Consider the following 16273-nt stretch of genomic DNA (forward strand, 5'->3'; position numbering starts at 1 on the left):
GAGAAAAGGCCACCGCTCCCGCGGTGGCCACGCTGCCGGGCCGCGCCGTGCGGCGCGACCCGGCAGCAGGGGGACTCAGGCCCCGTGGTGCGACTGGAAGCGCGCGATCTTCGCGAACTCCTCGGGGTCGAGGCTCGCGCCACCGACCAGAGCACCATCGACGTCCTGCTCCTTCATGAGCTCGGCGATCGACGAGGACTTGACCGAACCGCCGTAGAGCACGCGGACGGCGTCGGCCACCTCGGCCGAGTACAGCTCGGCGAGACGGGCACGGATCGCGCCCGCGACCTCCTGCGCGTCCTGCGGCGTGGCGACCTCGCCGGTGCCGATGGCCCAGACGGGCTCGTACGCGATGACGACCTTGGCGGCGTCCTCCGCGGACAGGCCCTTGAGGGCGCCGTCGACCTGCGCGAGCGTGTACGAGACCTGCTCGCCGGCCTTGCGGATGTCGAGCGCCTCGCCGACGCAGATGATCGGGACCAGGCCCTGCGCGAGGGCGGCCTTCGACTTGGCGTTGACGAGCGCGTCGTCCTCACCGTGGTACTGGCGACGCTCCGAGTGGCCGATCGCGACGTAGGTCACGCCCAGCTTGCTCAGGAACACGGGCGAGATCTCACCCGTGTAGGCGCCCGAGACGTGCTGCGAGACGTCCTGCGCGCCGTACGTCAGCTCGAGCTTGTCGGCGTCGACCAGCGTCTGCACGCTGCGCAGGTCCGTGAACGGGACCAGGACGGTGACCTCGACGGCCGAGAAGTCGTGCTTGGCGTCCTTGAGGGCCCAGGCGAGCTTCTGGACCGTGTGGATGGCCTCCTGGTGGTCCAGGTTCATCTTCCAGTTGCCCGCGATGAGCGGGGTACGTGCATCAGTCATGGTGTGTCTACCTTCTGTGAGCCGTGAGGCTGCGGTGGTGGGGTCAGGCCTCGAGGACTGCGAGCCCCGGGAGGGACTTGCCCTCGAGGAACTCCAGGCTCGCGCCGCCACCGGTCGAGATGTGGCTGAAGCCGGCCTCGTCGAAGCCGAGGATGCGCACGGCCGCCGCGGAGTCGCCACCGCCGACGATCGTGAACGCGCCGTTCGCGGTCGCGTCGACCAGGGCCTGCGCGACGGCACGGGTGCCGCCGGAGAACGCCTCGAACTCGAAGACGCCCGCCGGACCGTTCCAGACGACCGTCTTGGCGTCCACGATCTTGCTCGCGAAGAGCTTGGCGGACTCGGGGCCGATGTCCAGGCCGATCTTGCCGTCGGGGATGGCGTCCGCGGGCACGACCTCGTAGGGAGCGTCGGCGGCGAACGAGTCCGCGGCGAGGATGTCCGTGGGCAGGACGATCTCGACGCCGGCCTTCTCGGCGTCCGCGAGGTAGCCCTTCACGGTGTCGATCTGGTCCGTCTCGAGGAGCGAGTTGCCCACCGAGTAGCCCTTGGCGGCGAGGAACGTGAAGACCATGCCGCCACCGATGAGCAGGCGGTCCGCCTTGGTCAGCAGGTTGGCGATGACGCCGAGCTTGTCGGAGACCTTCGACCCGCCGAGCACGACGACGTAGGGGCGCGCGGGGTCCTCGGTCGCCTTCTTGAGGGAGTCGACCTCCTTGAGGACCAGCTCGCCGACCGCGGACGGCAGCACCTTGGCGATGTCGTAGACCGACGCCTGCTTGCGGTGCACCACGCCGAAGCCGTCGGACACGTACGCGTCCGCGAGCGAGGCGAGGTCCGCGGCGAGCGACTCGCGCTCCGCGTCGACCTTCGAGGTCTCGCGAGCGTCGAAGCGGATGTTCTCGAGCAGCGCCACCTCGCCGTCGCCGAGCGCGGCGACCGTGGCCTTGGCGGACTCACCGACGGTGTCGTCCGCGAGCGTCACGGGAGCGCCGAGCAGCTCGCCCAGGCGCGCCGCGACAGGAGCGAGGGAGTACTTGGCGTCGGGCTCACCCTTGGGACGCCCGAGGTGCGCGGTCACGACGACCTTCGCGCCGGCGTCGGTCAGCCGCTTGAGCGTGGGGAGCGCGGCGCGGATGCGGCCGTCGTCCGTGATGGTCGTCCCGTCGAGGGGGACGTTGAAGTCCGAGCGGACGAGCACGCGCTTGCCGCGCAGGTCGCCGAGGGAGTCGATGGTCTTCATGAGCACACTCCTGGTCTGAACAGGGTCGAAACAGGTCACGTCACACATGACTGCGTCCGCGTGCATGGGCGGCCAACCGGGCCGGCCACGCACGCGGACGCAGAATTCACCTCACGTCACGAAGGACGGAGATCAGAGACGAGCACCCACGTACTGCGTGAGCGAGACGAGCGAGCTGGAGTAGCCCCACTCGTTGTCGTACCAGGCGACGACCTTGACCAGGTCGCCGCTCACCTTGGTGAGCTTCGAGTCGAAGATCGAGGTGTGCGGGTCCGTGACGATGTCCGAGGAGACGATGTCGTCGTCGACGTACTTCAGGACGCCCTTGAGCGGGCCCTCGGCGGCAGCCTTGACCGCAGCGTTGACCTCCTCGACCGTGACGGTCTTCGAGGCGGTGAACGTGAGGTCCGTGGCCGAACCGGTGATGACGGGGACGCGCATCGCGAAGCCGTCGAGCTTGCCCTTGAGCTCGGGGAGCACGAGAGCGACGGCCTTGGCCGCACCGGTCGAGGTGGGGACGATGTTCTGCGCGGCCGCACGGGCACGACGCAGGTCCTTGTGGGGGCCGTCCTGGAGGTTCTGGTCACCCGTGTACGCGTGGATCGTGGTCATGAGACCGCGCTCGATGCCGATCGCGTCGTTGAGGGCCTTGGCCATCGGGGCGAGGCAGTTCGTGGTGCACGACGCGTTGGAGATGATGTGCTGCGTCGCGGGGTCGTACTGCTCGTGGTTCACGCCGACGACGAAGGTGCCGTCCTCGTTCTTCGCCGGGGCGGAGATGATGACCTTCTTGGCGCCGGCCTCGATGTGAGCCTTGGCCTTGGTCGCGTCGGTGAAGAAACCGGTCGACTCGATGACGATGTCGGCGCCGAGCTCGGCCCAGGGCAGGTTCGCGGGGTCGCGCTCCTCGAGGGCACGGATGGCCTTGCCGTCGACGATGATGTTGTTCTCGTCGAAGTCGACGCTCAGCGGGAAACGACCCAGGACGGTGTCGTACTTCAGCAGGTGCGCGAGCGTCTTGTTGTCCGTGAGGTCGTTGACACCCACGATCTCGATGTCCGCCCCCGACGCGATGATGGCGCGGAAGAAGTTACGTCCGATACGACCGAAGCCGTTGATACCGACGCGGATGGTCACAATGCCCTCCTCAGGGCGCGCCGGTGTTTCCGACGCACACGGTTGATGCCGAACGATCACGTACTACGGCGTACGTAGGTGGTAACGGCGAAGTACTCCCCCACTGGATGCCTTGCGGCGTGGACTCCGGGGATCTCGCAGGGCCACAGCGACAGCTGCGACTCAACAGGGTCCCGAAGACCTCAGTGAAGGAGCACGTCTTTGTCACCTGACATCCCCGATCCTATACCCAATGCTCCCCATCCCGTGACCTGGAGGCGGATCTGAGACGCCCACGGACGCACCGTGGGAATGTGACCGGGGTCCGAGACCGACGTCACACCCGGCGCGCCGACCATGACCGCGCGAGGAGCGTTCCGGCCCGCACGTGACCGTGCAGCGGCCCCGCCGCACCCGCGGACGACGCGCCCCGGGAGGCCGACCGTCAGACGTCGAGCAGGTCCGGGCTCAGGCCGGCCTCGGTGTCCGGGATCCCGAGCTCGGCCGCCCGCTTGTCGGCGGTCGACAGGAGCCTGCGGATACGGCCGGCCACGGCGTCCTTCGTCAGCGGCGGCTCGGCGAGCTGACCCAGCTCCTCGAGCGAGGCCTGCTTGTGGGCGAGCCGCAGCTCCCCCGCTTCCCGGAGGTGGTCCGGCAGGTCGGGGCCCAGGATCTCGAACGCGCGCTCGACGCGGGCCCCGGCAGCCACCGCGGCACGGGCCGACCGGCGCAGGTTCGCGTCGTCGAAGTTCGCGAGCCGGTTGGCCGTCCCGCGCACCTCGCGGCGCTGGCGCCGCTCCTCCCAGACGACCACGGTCTCGTGGGCCCCGAGACGGGTCAGCATCGCGCTGATCGCCTCGCCGTCCCGGATCACGACCCGGTCCACCCCACGGACCTCGCGCGCCTTCGCGGCGATCCCCAGTCGCCGCGCGGCGCCGACGAGCGCGAGCGCCGCCTCGGGCCCGGGACACGTCACCTCGAGGGCCGACGAGCGTCCGGGCTCGGTCAGCGAGCCGTGCGCCAGGAAGGCGCCGCGCCACGCTGCCTCGGCCTCCCCGACCCCGGCGGAGACGACCTGCGGCGGCAGCCCACGGACCGGGCGGCCACGGTTGTCGAGCAGACCCGTCTGCCGGGCGAGCGACTCGCCGTCCTTGACGACCCGCACGACGTACCGGCTGCTGCGGCGCAGCCCTCCGGCCGAGACCACGATCAGCTCGCTCGTGTGGCCGTACACGTCGCTGATCGTCTGCCGGAGCCGACGGGCGGCGATCGCCGTGTCCAGCTCCGCCTCGATCACGATACGCCCCGAGATGATGTGCAACCCTCCCGAGAACCGCAGCATGGCAGAGACCTCCGCCTTGCGGCAGGAGGTCTTGTCCACCTTGAGTCGCGCGAGCTCGTCCTTCACCTGTGCCGTCAACGCCATGCCGACATCCTCCCATCAACGAGCAACGATCGTGACCGCCTTCTGCCAGGAGACGCGCCGCGGCACGGCGCCACGGCGACCGCGCGACCAACCCCTCGAGCTCCTGCATAGAGCGCTGGGGGCCCTGTCGTCGACCGGTGCCGGACGGTCGCCGACAGCGGCCTGCTCGCACGGGTTCGTCGTGGCCGGTACACCTCAGCCCGACGCGGTACCCACGTCTCCCAGGGCCCCGTCGAAGACGTCGCGCAGAGCGGCTGCGAGCCGCAGCGCATCGTGCCGCGGCGTACCGTCCGACCGCCCCACCTGGCGCAGCAGCAGCCGGGCGCCCGTGCGGGCCGACTCGTCCGCGAGCAGACCGACGTCGTCGACCGCGCTCGGGTCCGCGAGCACCGCGTCGATGCGGAGGCTGGGTGCGTGCTTGTGCAGGGCCTCGAGGTGGTCCGTGGCCGTCAGCCCGTAGGTCTCGCCCGAGCTGTTCGAGAGGTTGAGGACGACGCAGCGCCGCGCCGTGGTCTCGTGCAGGGCTCGCGCGAGCTCGGGGACGAGCAGGTGCGGCATGACCGAGGAGTACCAGGAGCCCGGTCCGAGGACCACCCAGTCGGCGCCCATGACGGCGTCCACGGCCTCGGGGCAGGCCGGCGGGTCGGGCGGCACGAGCCGCAGCTGCTCGATGCGTTCGTGGGTCACCGCGACCTGGCTCTGCCCGACGATGGTCGAGAGGCCTTCGGCCGTCCGCACGTCGACCTCGATGCCGAGAGGCACCGCGGCCATGGGCAGGACCCGCCCCCTGGCGCCCAGGAGCTTGCCGACCCAGTCGAGACCCGCGACCGGGTCGTCGAGCAGCTCCCACAGCGCGACGATCAGGAGGTTCCCGACCGCGTGCTGGTCGAGGTCGCCGCTCGAGGAGAACCGGTGCTGCAGGACCGAGCTCCACGTCCGGCCCCACTCCGAGTCGTCGCACAGGGCCGCGAGCGCCATGCGCAGGTCCCCGGGCGGGAGCACACCGAGCTCGGTGCGCAGGCGCCCGGAGGACCCGCCGTCGTCGGCGACCGTCACGACGGCCGTGATCCGATCGGACATGAGTCGCAGCGCCGAGAGCGTCGCGGACAGGCCGTGCCCGCCGCCGAGCGCGACGACCGCCGGGTTGGCGAGGGTCACGACTACTCCTTGCCGAGGTCGCGGGCCGTCACCGTGACGCGCTGCCCCACGGCGCGCAACCGCTGGGCGAGCACCTCGGAGATGGCGACGGACCGGTGCTTGCCGCCCGTGCAGCCCACGGCGATGGTCACGTACCGCTTCTCCTCGGCCAGGTATCCGGCCAGGACGGGCTCGAGCGCACTGACGTACCTATCGACGAACTCGAGGGCCCCCGGGCGCGCGAGGACGTAGTCCCGCACGGCCTGGTCGCGCCCGGTGAGGTGCCTCAGCTCGGTGATCCAGTACGGGTTCGCGAGGAACCGCATGTCGACGACGTGGTCCGCGTCGAGCGGGATCCCGTACTTGAACCCGAAGGAGACCACGTTGATGCGCAGCGTGTCGGGGGTCCCCTGGGCGACGGCGGCGCGGACCTCCCGGGCGAGGTCGTGGACGTTGAGCTCGGAGGTGTCGATCACGACGTCGGCCCGCTCCTCGACGCTCGCGACCAGCCGCCTCTCCTCGGCGATCCCGTCGAGGATCCGCCCGTTGCCCTGCAGCGGGTGCGGGCGCCGGACCTGCTCGTAGCGGCGCACGAGGACCTCGTCGGACGCGTCGAGGAACAGGATCCGGTAGAAGACCCCGGCGTCGCGCAGGTGCTTGAGGACGTCGAGGAGGTCCGTGAAGAAGCCGCCTCCGCGCACGTCGACGACGGCCGCGATCCGCTGCACGCTCGACCCTGCCCGGGTCATCATGTCGACGAGGGGAACGAGCATGCGCGGCGGCATGTTGTCGACGACGTACCAGTCCAGGTCCTCGAGCACCGCGGCCGCCCGCGAGCGCCCGGCGCCCGACATCCCGGTGATCACCAGGACCTCGGCGTCGGACCGCTCGGGGGCGTGCGTGGTCGCCTCGATCGCGGGGATGCCCTGCGGGACGGTCGTCGGGGAGGGTTCGGTGCTCATGTCACCAGCATGCCAGCCGGTCGCGGAGCGCCGGGCCGGACGACCCTTGCGCGCGTCCCGGGCGTGTCCGGCCCCAGACCCCCGGCCCGACGACGACGCGCACCTCGGGCGGAGCGGTCCACACGGGCGGACGCACGCCCTGAGCCGTCACGCCGGCGCCCCCTCCTCGGACGCGCCGGTCAGGGGTGCGGCGTCCTCGGGCGAACCGGTCGGGGCGTCGTCGGGCGCCGCGCCACGGGCGGGTGGCGGCGTCGCGGGCCCGAGTGCCGCCACGACCGCTGCCGCGGTCGCAGCTCCCATGCCGGGGACGGTCGCGATCTCTTCCGCAGACGCCGCACGCAACCGCTTGAGCGAGCCGAAATGGGTGAGGAGCGCCTTCTTGCGCGCGGGCCCGAGACCCGGGACGTCGTCCAGCACCGACACGGTCATGGCCTTGCCGCGCTTCTTGCGGTGATAGGAGATCGCGAACCGGTGGGCCTCGTCCCGGACCCGCTGCAGCAGGTACAGCCCCTCGGAGCTTCTCTGCAGGATCACGGGGTAGTCCTCCCCCGGCAGCCAGACCTCCTCCAACCGCTTCGCGAGCCCGCAGAGCGCGACGTCGTCGATCCCGAGCTCAGCGAGCGCCCGGGCCGCCGCGGCGACCTGGGGCGGCCCGCCGTCGACCACGACGAGGTTGGGCGGGTAGGCGAAGCGGGCGGCGCGACCCGCAGGGGCGTCCGCGCCCACCTCGCCCGAGCGCGGGACGTAGCCCGCGGCGACGGCGTCCGCGTCGCTCGCGGTGTCGTCGTCGGCCCCCAGGTCCATCTCGACGTCCGTGGCCTGGGAGCGGTCCGCGAGGTAGCGCTTGAAACGACGCGTGATGACCTCGTGCATGGCCGCGGTGTCGTCCCGCGCGCCCAGTCCCTCGGGGCCGCGGATCGCGAAGTGGCGGTACTCGCTCTTGCGCGCGAGCCCGTCCTCGAAGACGACCATGGACGCGACCTGGTGCGTGCCCTGCGTGGTGGACACGTCGTAGCACTCGATGCGCAGCGGCGCGGTGTCGAGGCCCAGCGCCTCCTGGATCTCGCGCAGCGCCTGGCTGCGCGTGGTCAGGTCGCCCGCGCGGCGCGTGCGGTGCAGCGCGAGGGCGTGCTCGGCGTTCTTGTGCACGGTCGCCGCGAGCTCGCGCTTGTCCCCGCGCTGGGGCACCCGCACGTCGACCTTGGCGCCCCGCAGGCCCGTGAGCCACGCGACGACCTGCTCGGTGTCGGGCGGCAGGACCGGGACGAGGACCTCCCGGGGGACGACGCTCGACGACGGGGTCGAGGAGTCGCCGAGGGCTTCGTCGACCGAGCCGTAGACCTGCTGCAGGAGGTGCTCGACGAGCTCGGCGTCGGTCACGTCCTCGACCTTCTCGACGATCCAGCCACGCTGCCCACGGATTCGGCCACCGCGCACGTGGAAGACCTGCACCGCGGCCTCGAGCTCGTCACCCGCGAGCGCGAAGATGTCCGCGTCGGTCGCGTCGCCGAGCACGACGGCGTTCTTCTCCATGGCCCGCTCGAGAGCCAGGATGTCGTCGCGCAGGCGGGCGGCCTGCTCGTACTCCATGGCCGCTGCCGCCTCCTTCATCTTCGCCTCGACCCGGCGGATGAACTTCGCGGTGTCACCCGCCATGAAGTCGCAGAAGTCCTCGGCGAGCGCATGGTGGGCCTCGGACGTGATGCGGCCGACGCAGGGCGCCGAGCACTTGTCGATGTAGCCGAGCAGGCACGGGCGACCCGTCTGCTGGGCCCGCTTGAGGACGCCCGCCGAGCACGTGCGGACCGGGAAGACCCGCAGCAGCAGGTCGAGCGTCTCGCGGATCGCCCAGGCGTGCCCGTAGGGACCGAAGTAGCGGGTCCCCGGGCGCTTGGCGCCACGCATGACCTGCGCGCGCGGGAACTGCTCCCCCAGGGTCACCGCGAGGTACGGGTAGGACTTGTCGTCGCGGTACTTGACGTTGAACCGCGGGTCGAACTCCTTGATCCACGAGTACTCGAGCGCGAGGGCCTCGACCTCGGTACCCACGACCGTCCACTCGACCGACGCGGCCGTCGTGACCATCGTCTGGGTGCGGTAGTGGAGGTTCGACAGGTCCTGGAAGTAGCTGCCGAGGCGCGCACGCAGGTTCTTCGCCTTGCCGACGTAGATGACGCGGCCGTGCTCGTCGCGGAAGCGGTACACGCCCGGTGACGTGGGGATCTCCCCCGGTGCGGGGCGGTACGAGGACGGATCAGCCATGTCCGCCAGCCTAGGACAGCGCACCCACAGTCAGGACCCCCGTCGGCGCGCTTCACGTGACGCCCGTCACACACGAACGCCCGACCGCCGCTAGGGTGACCGCATGGGCGCCCTTCACTCCTACGCCGCGACCGTCCGCTGGACCGGCGCAGGCCAGACCGGAACCACCACCTACACCGCGTACAGCCGGGACCACGACGTCGACCTCGCCGGTCGGCCGACGCTCCCCGGCTCGGCCGATCCCGCGTTCCGCGGCGACCCGAGCCGGTACAGCCCCGAGGAGCTGTTCGTCGCGAGCCTGTCGCAGTGCCACATGCTGTGGTTCCTGCACCTCGCGTCGGCCGCGGGGGTCGTCGTGCGCGACTACACGGACGAGGTGACCGGCACCATGCGGGTCGAGTCCGCGGGGGCCGGCCAGTTCACGGACGTCACGCTGCACCCGCACGTCGTGGTCGACGACGGGCCCGGGGTCACCGAGTCCGCCGTGGCCGAGATCCACCGCCGCGCGCACGACCACTGCTTCCTGGCGCGCTCGGTGAACTTCCCCGTGCTCCTCGAACCCGCGCCGCTGCGCACGCACGCGGCCTGAGGCGCCCCCGGCGCCCGGCGATCCGGGCGCCGGCAGGACCTGGCCCCTCCGGGCGGTCGGTGGGCGGTCTCAGTCGCTCGCGGGCGCAGCCTTCTTCAGGGCGGCCGAGGCCGTGACCGACGAGGCGCCCTCGGTGGCCGCCGCCGTCGTGGACGACTTGCGCGCAGAGGTCTTGCGCGGGGCCTTCGCCGCCGTCGCCTTGCCCGTCCCGGCCTTGGCGGCGGACGACTTCTTGGGCAAGGGGGCGACCGGGATGGGGTCACCCGTGAGGACCTCGGCGAGGAAGCGCCCCGTGTGGCTCGCGGGGACCGCTGCCACCTGCTCGGGCGTACCCTCCGCGATGACCCGACCACCGCCGGACCCACCTTCCGGACCCATGTCGATGACCCAGTCGGCGTTCTTGATGACGTCCAGGTTGTGCTCGATCACGAGCACCGAGTTGCCCTTGTCGACGAGCGACTGGAGCACTGCGAGGAGCTTGCGGATGTCCTCGAAGTGCAGCCCCGTCGTGGGCTCGTCCAGCACGTAGATGGTCCGCCCCGTCGAGCGCTTCTGCAGCTCGCTCGCGAGCTTGACGCGCTGGGCCTCGCCACCCGAGAGCGTGGGCGCGGGCTGCCCCAGGCGCACGTAGCCGAGGCCGACCTCGGAGAGCGTCTTGAGGTGCCGCGAGATCGTCGGGACAGCGGCGAAGAACTCCGAGGCCTCCTCGATCGGCATGTCGAGCACGTCCGCGACGGTCTTTCCCTTGAAGTGCACCTCGAGCGTCTCGCGGTTGTACCGCGCACCGTGGCACACCTCGCACGGGACGTAGACGTCCGGCAGGAAGTTCATCTCGATCTTGATGGTGCCGTCGCCCGAGCACGCCTCGCAGCGGCCACCCTTGACGTTGAACGAGAACCGGCCGGGTGTGTAGCCACGGACCTTGGCCTCGCTCGTCTCGGCGAAGAGCTTGCGGACGTGGTCCCAGACCCCCGTGTACGTGGCGGGGTTGGACCGCGGGGTGCGGCCGATGGGCCCCTGGTCGACGTGGACCACCTTGTCGAGGTTCTCGAGCCCCGTGATCCGGCGGTGCCGACCCGCGACCTGGCGCGCGCCGTTGAGCTCGTTCGCGAGCACGGTGTAGAGGATCGAGTTGACCAGCGTGGACTTGCCCGACCCCGAGACCCCGGTGACCGCGGTCAGGGTGCCGAGCGGGAAGCTCACGTCGATGCCCTCGAGGTTGTGCTCGCGGGCGCCGATGACCGTGACCCGACGGTCCTTGTCGACGGGGCGGCGGGCGGCGGGCAGCGGGATGCTGCGGCGCCCGGCGAGGTAGGCGCCCGTGACGGACTCGGGGGCCTCCAGGAGTCCTGCGTAGTCGCCCGAGTGGATGACGCGCCCACCGTGCTCGCCGGCGCCGGGGCCGATGTCGACGATCCAGTCGGCGGCCCGGATGGTGTCCTCGTCGTGCTCGACGACGATGAGCGTGTTCCCGAGGTCCCGCAGCCGCGTGAGGGTGTCGATGAGCCGGCGGTTGTCCCGCTGGTGCAGACCGATGCTCGGCTCGTCGAGGACGTACAGGACGCCGACGAGCCCCGAGCCGATCTGCGTCGCGAGACGGATGCGCTGCGCCTCACCACCCGAGAGGGTCCCGGCCGGACGCTCGAGCGAGAGGTAGTCCAGCCCGACGTCGAGCAGGAAGCCGAGGCGCGCGTCGATCTCCTTGAGGACCTCGGTCGCGATGGCCTTCTGGCGCGTGCCCAGCTCGAGCGAGCCGAGGAAGGCCGCGGCCTCGCGCAGCGGGAGCCGGCAGACCTCGGCGATCGACTTGTCGCCGACCTTGACGGCGAGGACCTCGGGCTTGAGGCGCGTGCCCTGGCACACCGGGCACGGCGTCTCGCGCATGTACGCCTCGTACTTCTCCTTGGACCACTCCGACTCGGTCTCGCCGTGGCGACGCTCCAGGAACGTCACGACTCCCTCGAATCCGGTCGAGTACTGGCGCTCGCGCCCCCAACGGTTCTTGTACCGGACGTGCACCTCGTGGTTCTGCCCGTACAGCACGGCCTGCTGGGCGCGCTGAGGCAGCGCGCGCCACGGCACGTCCATGGAGAAGCCCAGATCCGAGGCCAGGGCCGTCAGGACACGGGTGAAGTACTCCGAGGAGATCTGCGCCCAGGGCGCGACCGCGCCCTCGGCGAGGGACTTCTCGTCGTCCGGGACGACGAGGTCCGGGTCCACCTCGAGACGGAAGCCGATGCCCGTGCACTCGGGGCACGCGCCGTAGGGCGCGTTGAACGAGAAGGTGCGGGGCTCGATCTCGTCGAGCGTGAGCTCGTGGTCGTTGGGGCACGCACGCTTCTCCGAGAAGCGTCGTTCGCGCTGCGGGTCGTCCGCGTCCGCGTCGACGAGCTCGACGACCACGAGCCCACCGGCGAGCCCGAGCGCGGTCTCGACCGAGTCCGTGAGCCGGCGCTGGACGCCCTCGCGCGAGACGAGGCGGTCGATCACGACCTCGATGTCGTGCTTGAGCTTCTTCTCGAGCGCGGGAGGATCCGTGAGCTGGACGACCTCACCGTCGACGCGGGCGCGCGCGAACCCCTTGGACTGCAGCTCCTTGAAGAGCTCGCCGTACTCCCCCTTGCGACCGCGCACCACGGGAGCGAGGACCTGGTAGCGGGTCCCCTCGGGCAGCTCGAGGAGGCGGTCCACGATCTGCTGCGGCGTCTGCGCCTGGACCTTCTCGCCACAGACCGGGCAGTGCTGGGTCCCGGCGCGCGCGAACAGCAGGCGCAGGTAGTCGTAGACCTCGGTGATGGTGCCCACGGTCGACCGCGGGTTGCGGTTGGTCGACTTCTGGTCGATCGACACCGCGGGCGACAGCCCCTCGATGAAGTCGACGTCCGGCTTGTCCATCTGCCCGAGGAACTGGCGGGCGTACGCGGACAGCGACTCGACGTAGCGGCGCTGCCCCTCGGCGAAGATCGTGTCGAACGCGAGGGAGGACTTTCCGGACCCGGAGAGGCCTGTGAAGACGATGAGCTGGTCCCTCGGCAGGTCGAGGTCGACGTTGCGAAGGTTGTGCTCACGGGCACCAGCGATGACAAGGCGGTTGCTCACCGAAGCATCGTATGCCTCGCCCCTGACATTCGCACACCTGTTCGACCACCGGTCGTCCGGCAACCGCCCCGAGGACCCCGCCGATGACCACGGGCGTACGCCCGGCGTCCCCGTGAGCAGCGGCGTCACCCCCTCCCGTGGCGTGCCAGACTCGGCACGAGAGGCTCGTCACACCGGCGGCCGGTCGTCCACGAGGACGACAACCAGCGCAGCGAGGAGATCCGCGTGGGATACACCGGAGACGTCATGGTCGCAGGCCCGAGCGACCTGCGGGTCCTGGACGAGGTCGAGGTCCGCAAGCTCGCCGTCGGACCGTCCGAGAACAACGCCTACCTCCTGACGTGCCGCAGGAGCGGCGCACAGCTCCTCGTCGACGCGGCGGCCGAGCCCGACCGGCTCCTGGAGCTCGTCCGAGAGGGCTCCCCGACCGCCCGCCTCGACCTCGTCGTCACGACGCACCGGCACCTCGACCACGTCGGGGCGCTCGCCTCGATCGCCGCCGCGTCCGGCGCGCAGCTCGCGGCCGGGGCCCCCGACGCGGAGGCCGTCACCGAGGCGACCGGCGCCACCGTCTCGCGCCCCCTGCACGACGGCGACACGATCGTCCTCGGCCACCTCACGCTCGAGGTGGTCGCCCTGCGCGGTCACACCCCCGGGTCGGTCACGCTCGTCTACCGAGAGCCCGAGCACGCGAGCGCCCCGGGCGCGGTGCCCGGCCGCGCGCACCTGTTCACGGGGGACTCGCTGTTCCCGGGCGGCGTGGGGAGCACGTCGAACGACCCGGAGCGCTTCGCCCTGCTCTACGCGGACGTCACGAGCAGGCTCTTCGACAGGTACGACGACGCCACGTGGGTGTACCCGGGCCACGGCGCCGACACGACGCTCGGGGCAGAACGACCCCACCTCGACGAGTGGCGCGAGCGCGGCTGGTAGCCCTCGTCGTCCGCGCTGCCTCCGCAGACCTCGTCAGGGCCGGTGAGCGCCGCGTCCGTACCAGGTACGACCCCGTCGACCGGCCCCGCGCGCGATGGTGCTTCAATGTCGCCATGCCGATCTTCGCCGTGACCTACACCTACGCCGACAAGCCCGCCGTCCTGGACGAGTTCCGCCCCGAGCACCGCGCCTTCCTGCGCGGCCTGCTCGACGAGGGCACGCTGCTCGCCTCCGGGCCCCTCGCCCAGGACGCGGCGAACCCGGCCGGCGCCCTCCTGCTCGTCGACGCCCCGGACGAGGCGGCGGTCGCGCGCGCGTTCGACGCCGACCCGTTCGCCCGGGAGAACGTCATCACGCGTCGGACGGTCCGACCGTGGGCACCTGTGATCGGGCCCTGGGCCGACCGCGCCTGACCTCTCGCCGGAGCCCCGAGAGGGCGACCGCCACCACCGTCCGCGAACGTACGACGGCCCGTCTCCCCGGAGGGAGACGGGCCGTTCGCGTCACTGGGCGAGCAGTGCCCGCCACGACGGGCCTACGAGGCCGCGTCGACGTCGTCGGGCAGGGACTCGTCCTGCTGCTGACCACGCGTCCGCAGCAGGCTCGCCACGGTCGTGACCCCGAGCGCACCCAGGATGACCACGAGCGAGAGCCAGATCGGCACCGTCGGGACGGCCTCGATGTGCTGTCCGCCGTTGATGAACGGCAACGTGTTCTCGTGCAGGGCCTCGAGGATCAGCTTGATCCCGATGAACCCCAGGATCACGGCGAGGCCGATCGGCAGGTACACGAGCCGCTCGAGCAGGCCGCCCAGCAGGAAGTAGAGCTGACGCAGCCCCATGAGGGCGAAGACGTTCGTCGTGAACACGATGAACGGGTCGTGCGTGAGCCCGAAGATCGCCGGGATCGAGTCGAACGCGAACAGCAGGTCCGTGCTGCCGATCGCGAGGAACACGATCAGCATGGGCGTGAAGAGCCGCTTGCCGTCGACCACGGTGCGCAGCCTGCCGCCGTCGTACGTGGGCGACAGCGGCAGCACCCGGCGCAGCGACCGGATGAGCCGGTTCTCCTGGTACTCCTCCGACTCGTCCCCGCCCACGACCAGCTTGATCGCGGTGTAGATCAGGAACGCCCCGAAGAGGTAGAAGACCCACACGAACTGGGCGATGATCGCGGCCCCCGCGAGGATGAAAGCCCCCCGCAGCACGAGCGCCACGATGATCCCCACCATGAGCACCTTCTGCTGGTGCTCCCGCGGCACGGCGAACCTCGTCATGATGATCACGAACACGAAGAGGTTGTCGACCGAGAGGCTGTACTCGGTGAGCCAGCCCGCGTAGAACTCGACCGCAGGAGCACTGCCGCCCACGAGGGCGACGAGGCCGCCGAAGGCCAGTGCCAGGGCGACGTAGAACGCCACCCACAGGCCGCTCTCCTTCATCGACGGCACGTGCGGGCGGCGGCCCACGATCACCAGGTCGACGAGCAGGAGGACGACGAGGGTCGTCAGGGACGCCGCCTCGAACCAGAACGGCAGCTCGTGCTGCATCAGTAGGTTTCCTTCTCCAGGCGACGACGGTCGCTCTTGTCCTTGGCCAGGCTCGCGATCGTCGTGATGGCGAGCGTGACCAGGATGAAGCTGAGCGAGACGGCCGTCGAGATCTCAGGGATGGCAGTGACGTGCTCGCCACCGTTGATGAACGGGATCTCGTTCTTGTGCAGCGCGTGGATGAGGAGCTTGATCCCGATGAAGCCGAGGATCGCGGCCAGGCCCCAGGCGAGGTACACGAGCCGGTCGAGGAGACCGTCGATCAGGAAGTAGAGCTGGCGCAGGCCCAGGAGCGAGAACGCGTTGGCCGCGAAGACGAGGAACGTCTCCTGCGTGAGCCCGAAGATCGCGGGGATCGAGTCGACCGCGAACAGCAGGTCGGCGCTGCCGATGGCGATCATCACGATGAGCATCGGCGTGATGTAGCGCTTGCCGTCGATCTTCGTGAACATCTTGTCCTCGACGTACGCGTCCGTCGTCGGGAAGAGACGACGCGTGAGGCGCAGGACGCCGTTCTCCTTGTACTCCTCGTCGTCGTGCTCACGCGCGCTCTTGACCTGCGTGTACGCGGTGTAGATGAGGAAGGCGCCGAAGATGTAGAAGACCCAGCTGAAGTTCTCGATCAGCGCGGCACCCAGGAAGATGAAGATCGTGCGCAGGACCAGGGCGATCGTGATGCCGATCAGCAGGACCTTCTGCTGGTACAGCCTGGGCACCCGGAAGCTCGTCATGATGAGGACGAACACGAAGAGGTTGTCGACCGACAGGCTCTTCTCGGTGATGTACCCGGCGAAGTACTCCCCGCCGTAGACCGAGCCGAAGTAGGCCCAGATCCCGGCGCCGAAGAGGATCGCGATGCCGACGTAGCCGGCGGACCACCACGAGGCTTCCCTGAGGGTGGGAGCGTGCGGGGTGCGGACGTGACCCACGAAGTCGAAGGCCAGCATCGCGAGGATCATGCCGATCGTCGCGACCCACATCCAGACAGGAACATCCATCACTCATACCTCCGGTACGTAGCGTCGAGTACCGAAGGTCTCTTCCGCCCTCGCGGTCACCGATGCGCCCGGAGGCGATCGCGAGAGGT

Annotated in this window: 13 protein-coding genes; 3 read left to right on the top strand and 10 right to left on the bottom strand. The window is 70.4% G+C overall.

Going from position 1 to position 16273, the window contains the following annotated elements:
* Positions 1-75: 75 nt before the first annotated feature.
* The 7 genes from tpiA to uvrC all read right to left on the bottom strand — a co-directional run bounded on the left by tpiA (position 76) and on the right by uvrC (position 9016).
* On the bottom strand, positions 76-870 hold the full coding sequence (tpiA, locus tag WFH32_RS10740; RefSeq protein WP_191796844.1) for a triose-phosphate isomerase: 795 nt from the start codon (positions 868-870) through the stop codon (positions 76-78).
* 43 nt (positions 871-913) lie between these two features.
* Complete coding sequence (locus tag WFH32_RS10745; protein WP_191796843.1) at positions 914-2113, bottom strand: phosphoglycerate kinase; 1200 nt, start codon at positions 2111-2113, stop codon at positions 914-916.
* A gap of 132 nt (positions 2114-2245) precedes the next feature.
* Complete coding sequence (gap, locus tag WFH32_RS10750) at positions 2246-3250, bottom strand: type I glyceraldehyde-3-phosphate dehydrogenase (RefSeq protein WP_030152463.1); 1005 nt, start codon at positions 3248-3250, stop codon at positions 2246-2248.
* Between the two features lie 424 nt (positions 3251-3674).
* On the bottom strand, positions 3675-4655 hold the full coding sequence (gene whiA, locus WFH32_RS10755) for a DNA-binding protein WhiA (protein ID WP_030152462.1): 981 nt from the start codon (positions 4653-4655) through the stop codon (positions 3675-3677).
* A 195-nt stretch (positions 4656-4850) separates the two neighbouring features.
* Positions 4851-5813 (bottom strand): gluconeogenesis factor YvcK family protein, encoded by a 963-nt coding sequence (locus WFH32_RS10760; RefSeq protein ID WP_318244183.1) that lies wholly within the window; start codon positions 5811-5813, stop codon positions 4851-4853.
* Between the two features lie 2 nt (positions 5814-5815).
* Positions 5816-6754 carry an RNase adapter RapZ gene (rapZ, locus tag WFH32_RS10765; protein ID WP_191796842.1) on the bottom strand — a complete coding sequence of 313 codons (939 nt, stop codon included), beginning with the start codon at positions 6752-6754 and terminating at the stop codon, positions 5816-5818.
* 147 nt (positions 6755-6901) lie between these two features.
* The gene (gene uvrC, locus WFH32_RS10770; RefSeq protein ID WP_336707382.1) at positions 6902-9016 is read right to left on the bottom strand and encodes an excinuclease ABC subunit UvrC; all 2115 of its coding nucleotides are present in this window, start codon (positions 9014-9016) and stop codon (positions 6902-6904) included.
* A gap of 103 nt (positions 9017-9119) precedes the next feature.
* Between uvrC and WFH32_RS10775 the strand changes: the two genes are divergently transcribed.
* On the top strand, positions 9120-9605 hold the full coding sequence (locus WFH32_RS10775) for an OsmC family protein (protein WP_191796840.1): 486 nt from the start codon (positions 9120-9122) through the stop codon (positions 9603-9605).
* Between the two features lie 69 nt (positions 9606-9674).
* Here WFH32_RS10775 and uvrA read toward each other — a convergent pair whose 3' ends face one another.
* Positions 9675-12704 carry an excinuclease ABC subunit UvrA gene (gene uvrA / locus WFH32_RS10780; RefSeq protein ID WP_191796839.1) on the bottom strand — a complete coding sequence of 1010 codons (3030 nt, stop codon included), beginning with the start codon at positions 12702-12704 and terminating at the stop codon, positions 9675-9677.
* 246 nt (positions 12705-12950) lie between these two features.
* On the opposite strand from uvrA, the gene WFH32_RS10785 reads away from it, so the two are divergent.
* Positions 12951-13637, top strand: coding sequence for an MBL fold metallo-hydrolase (locus WFH32_RS10785; RefSeq protein WP_191796856.1), 687 nt, complete (start codon positions 12951-12953; stop codon positions 13635-13637).
* Between the two features lie 113 nt (positions 13638-13750).
* Positions 13751-14050, top strand: coding sequence for a YciI family protein (locus WFH32_RS10790; RefSeq protein WP_191796838.1), 300 nt, complete (start codon positions 13751-13753; stop codon positions 14048-14050).
* 122 nt (positions 14051-14172) lie between these two features.
* Here the strand turns inward: WFH32_RS10790 and WFH32_RS10795 are convergent, their stop codons facing one another.
* Together WFH32_RS10795 and WFH32_RS10800 are read right to left on the bottom strand one after the other, a co-directional pair.
* Positions 14173-15186, bottom strand: a complete 1014-nt coding sequence (locus WFH32_RS10795) for a TerC family protein (RefSeq protein ID WP_191796837.1) — start codon at positions 15184-15186, stop codon at positions 14173-14175.
* On the bottom strand, positions 15186-16184 hold the full coding sequence (locus WFH32_RS10800; RefSeq protein ID WP_191796836.1) for a TerC family protein: 999 nt from the start codon (positions 16182-16184) through the stop codon (positions 15186-15188). The genes WFH32_RS10795 and WFH32_RS10800 overlap by 1 nt, the downstream gene beginning before the upstream one ends.
* Between the last annotated feature and the right edge of the window lie 89 nt (positions 16185-16273).

It is taken from the genome of Oerskovia sp. USHLN155 (assembly GCF_037145535.1).
Classification (GTDB): Bacteria; Actinomycetota; Actinomycetes; order Actinomycetales; family Cellulomonadaceae; genus Oerskovia; species Oerskovia rustica.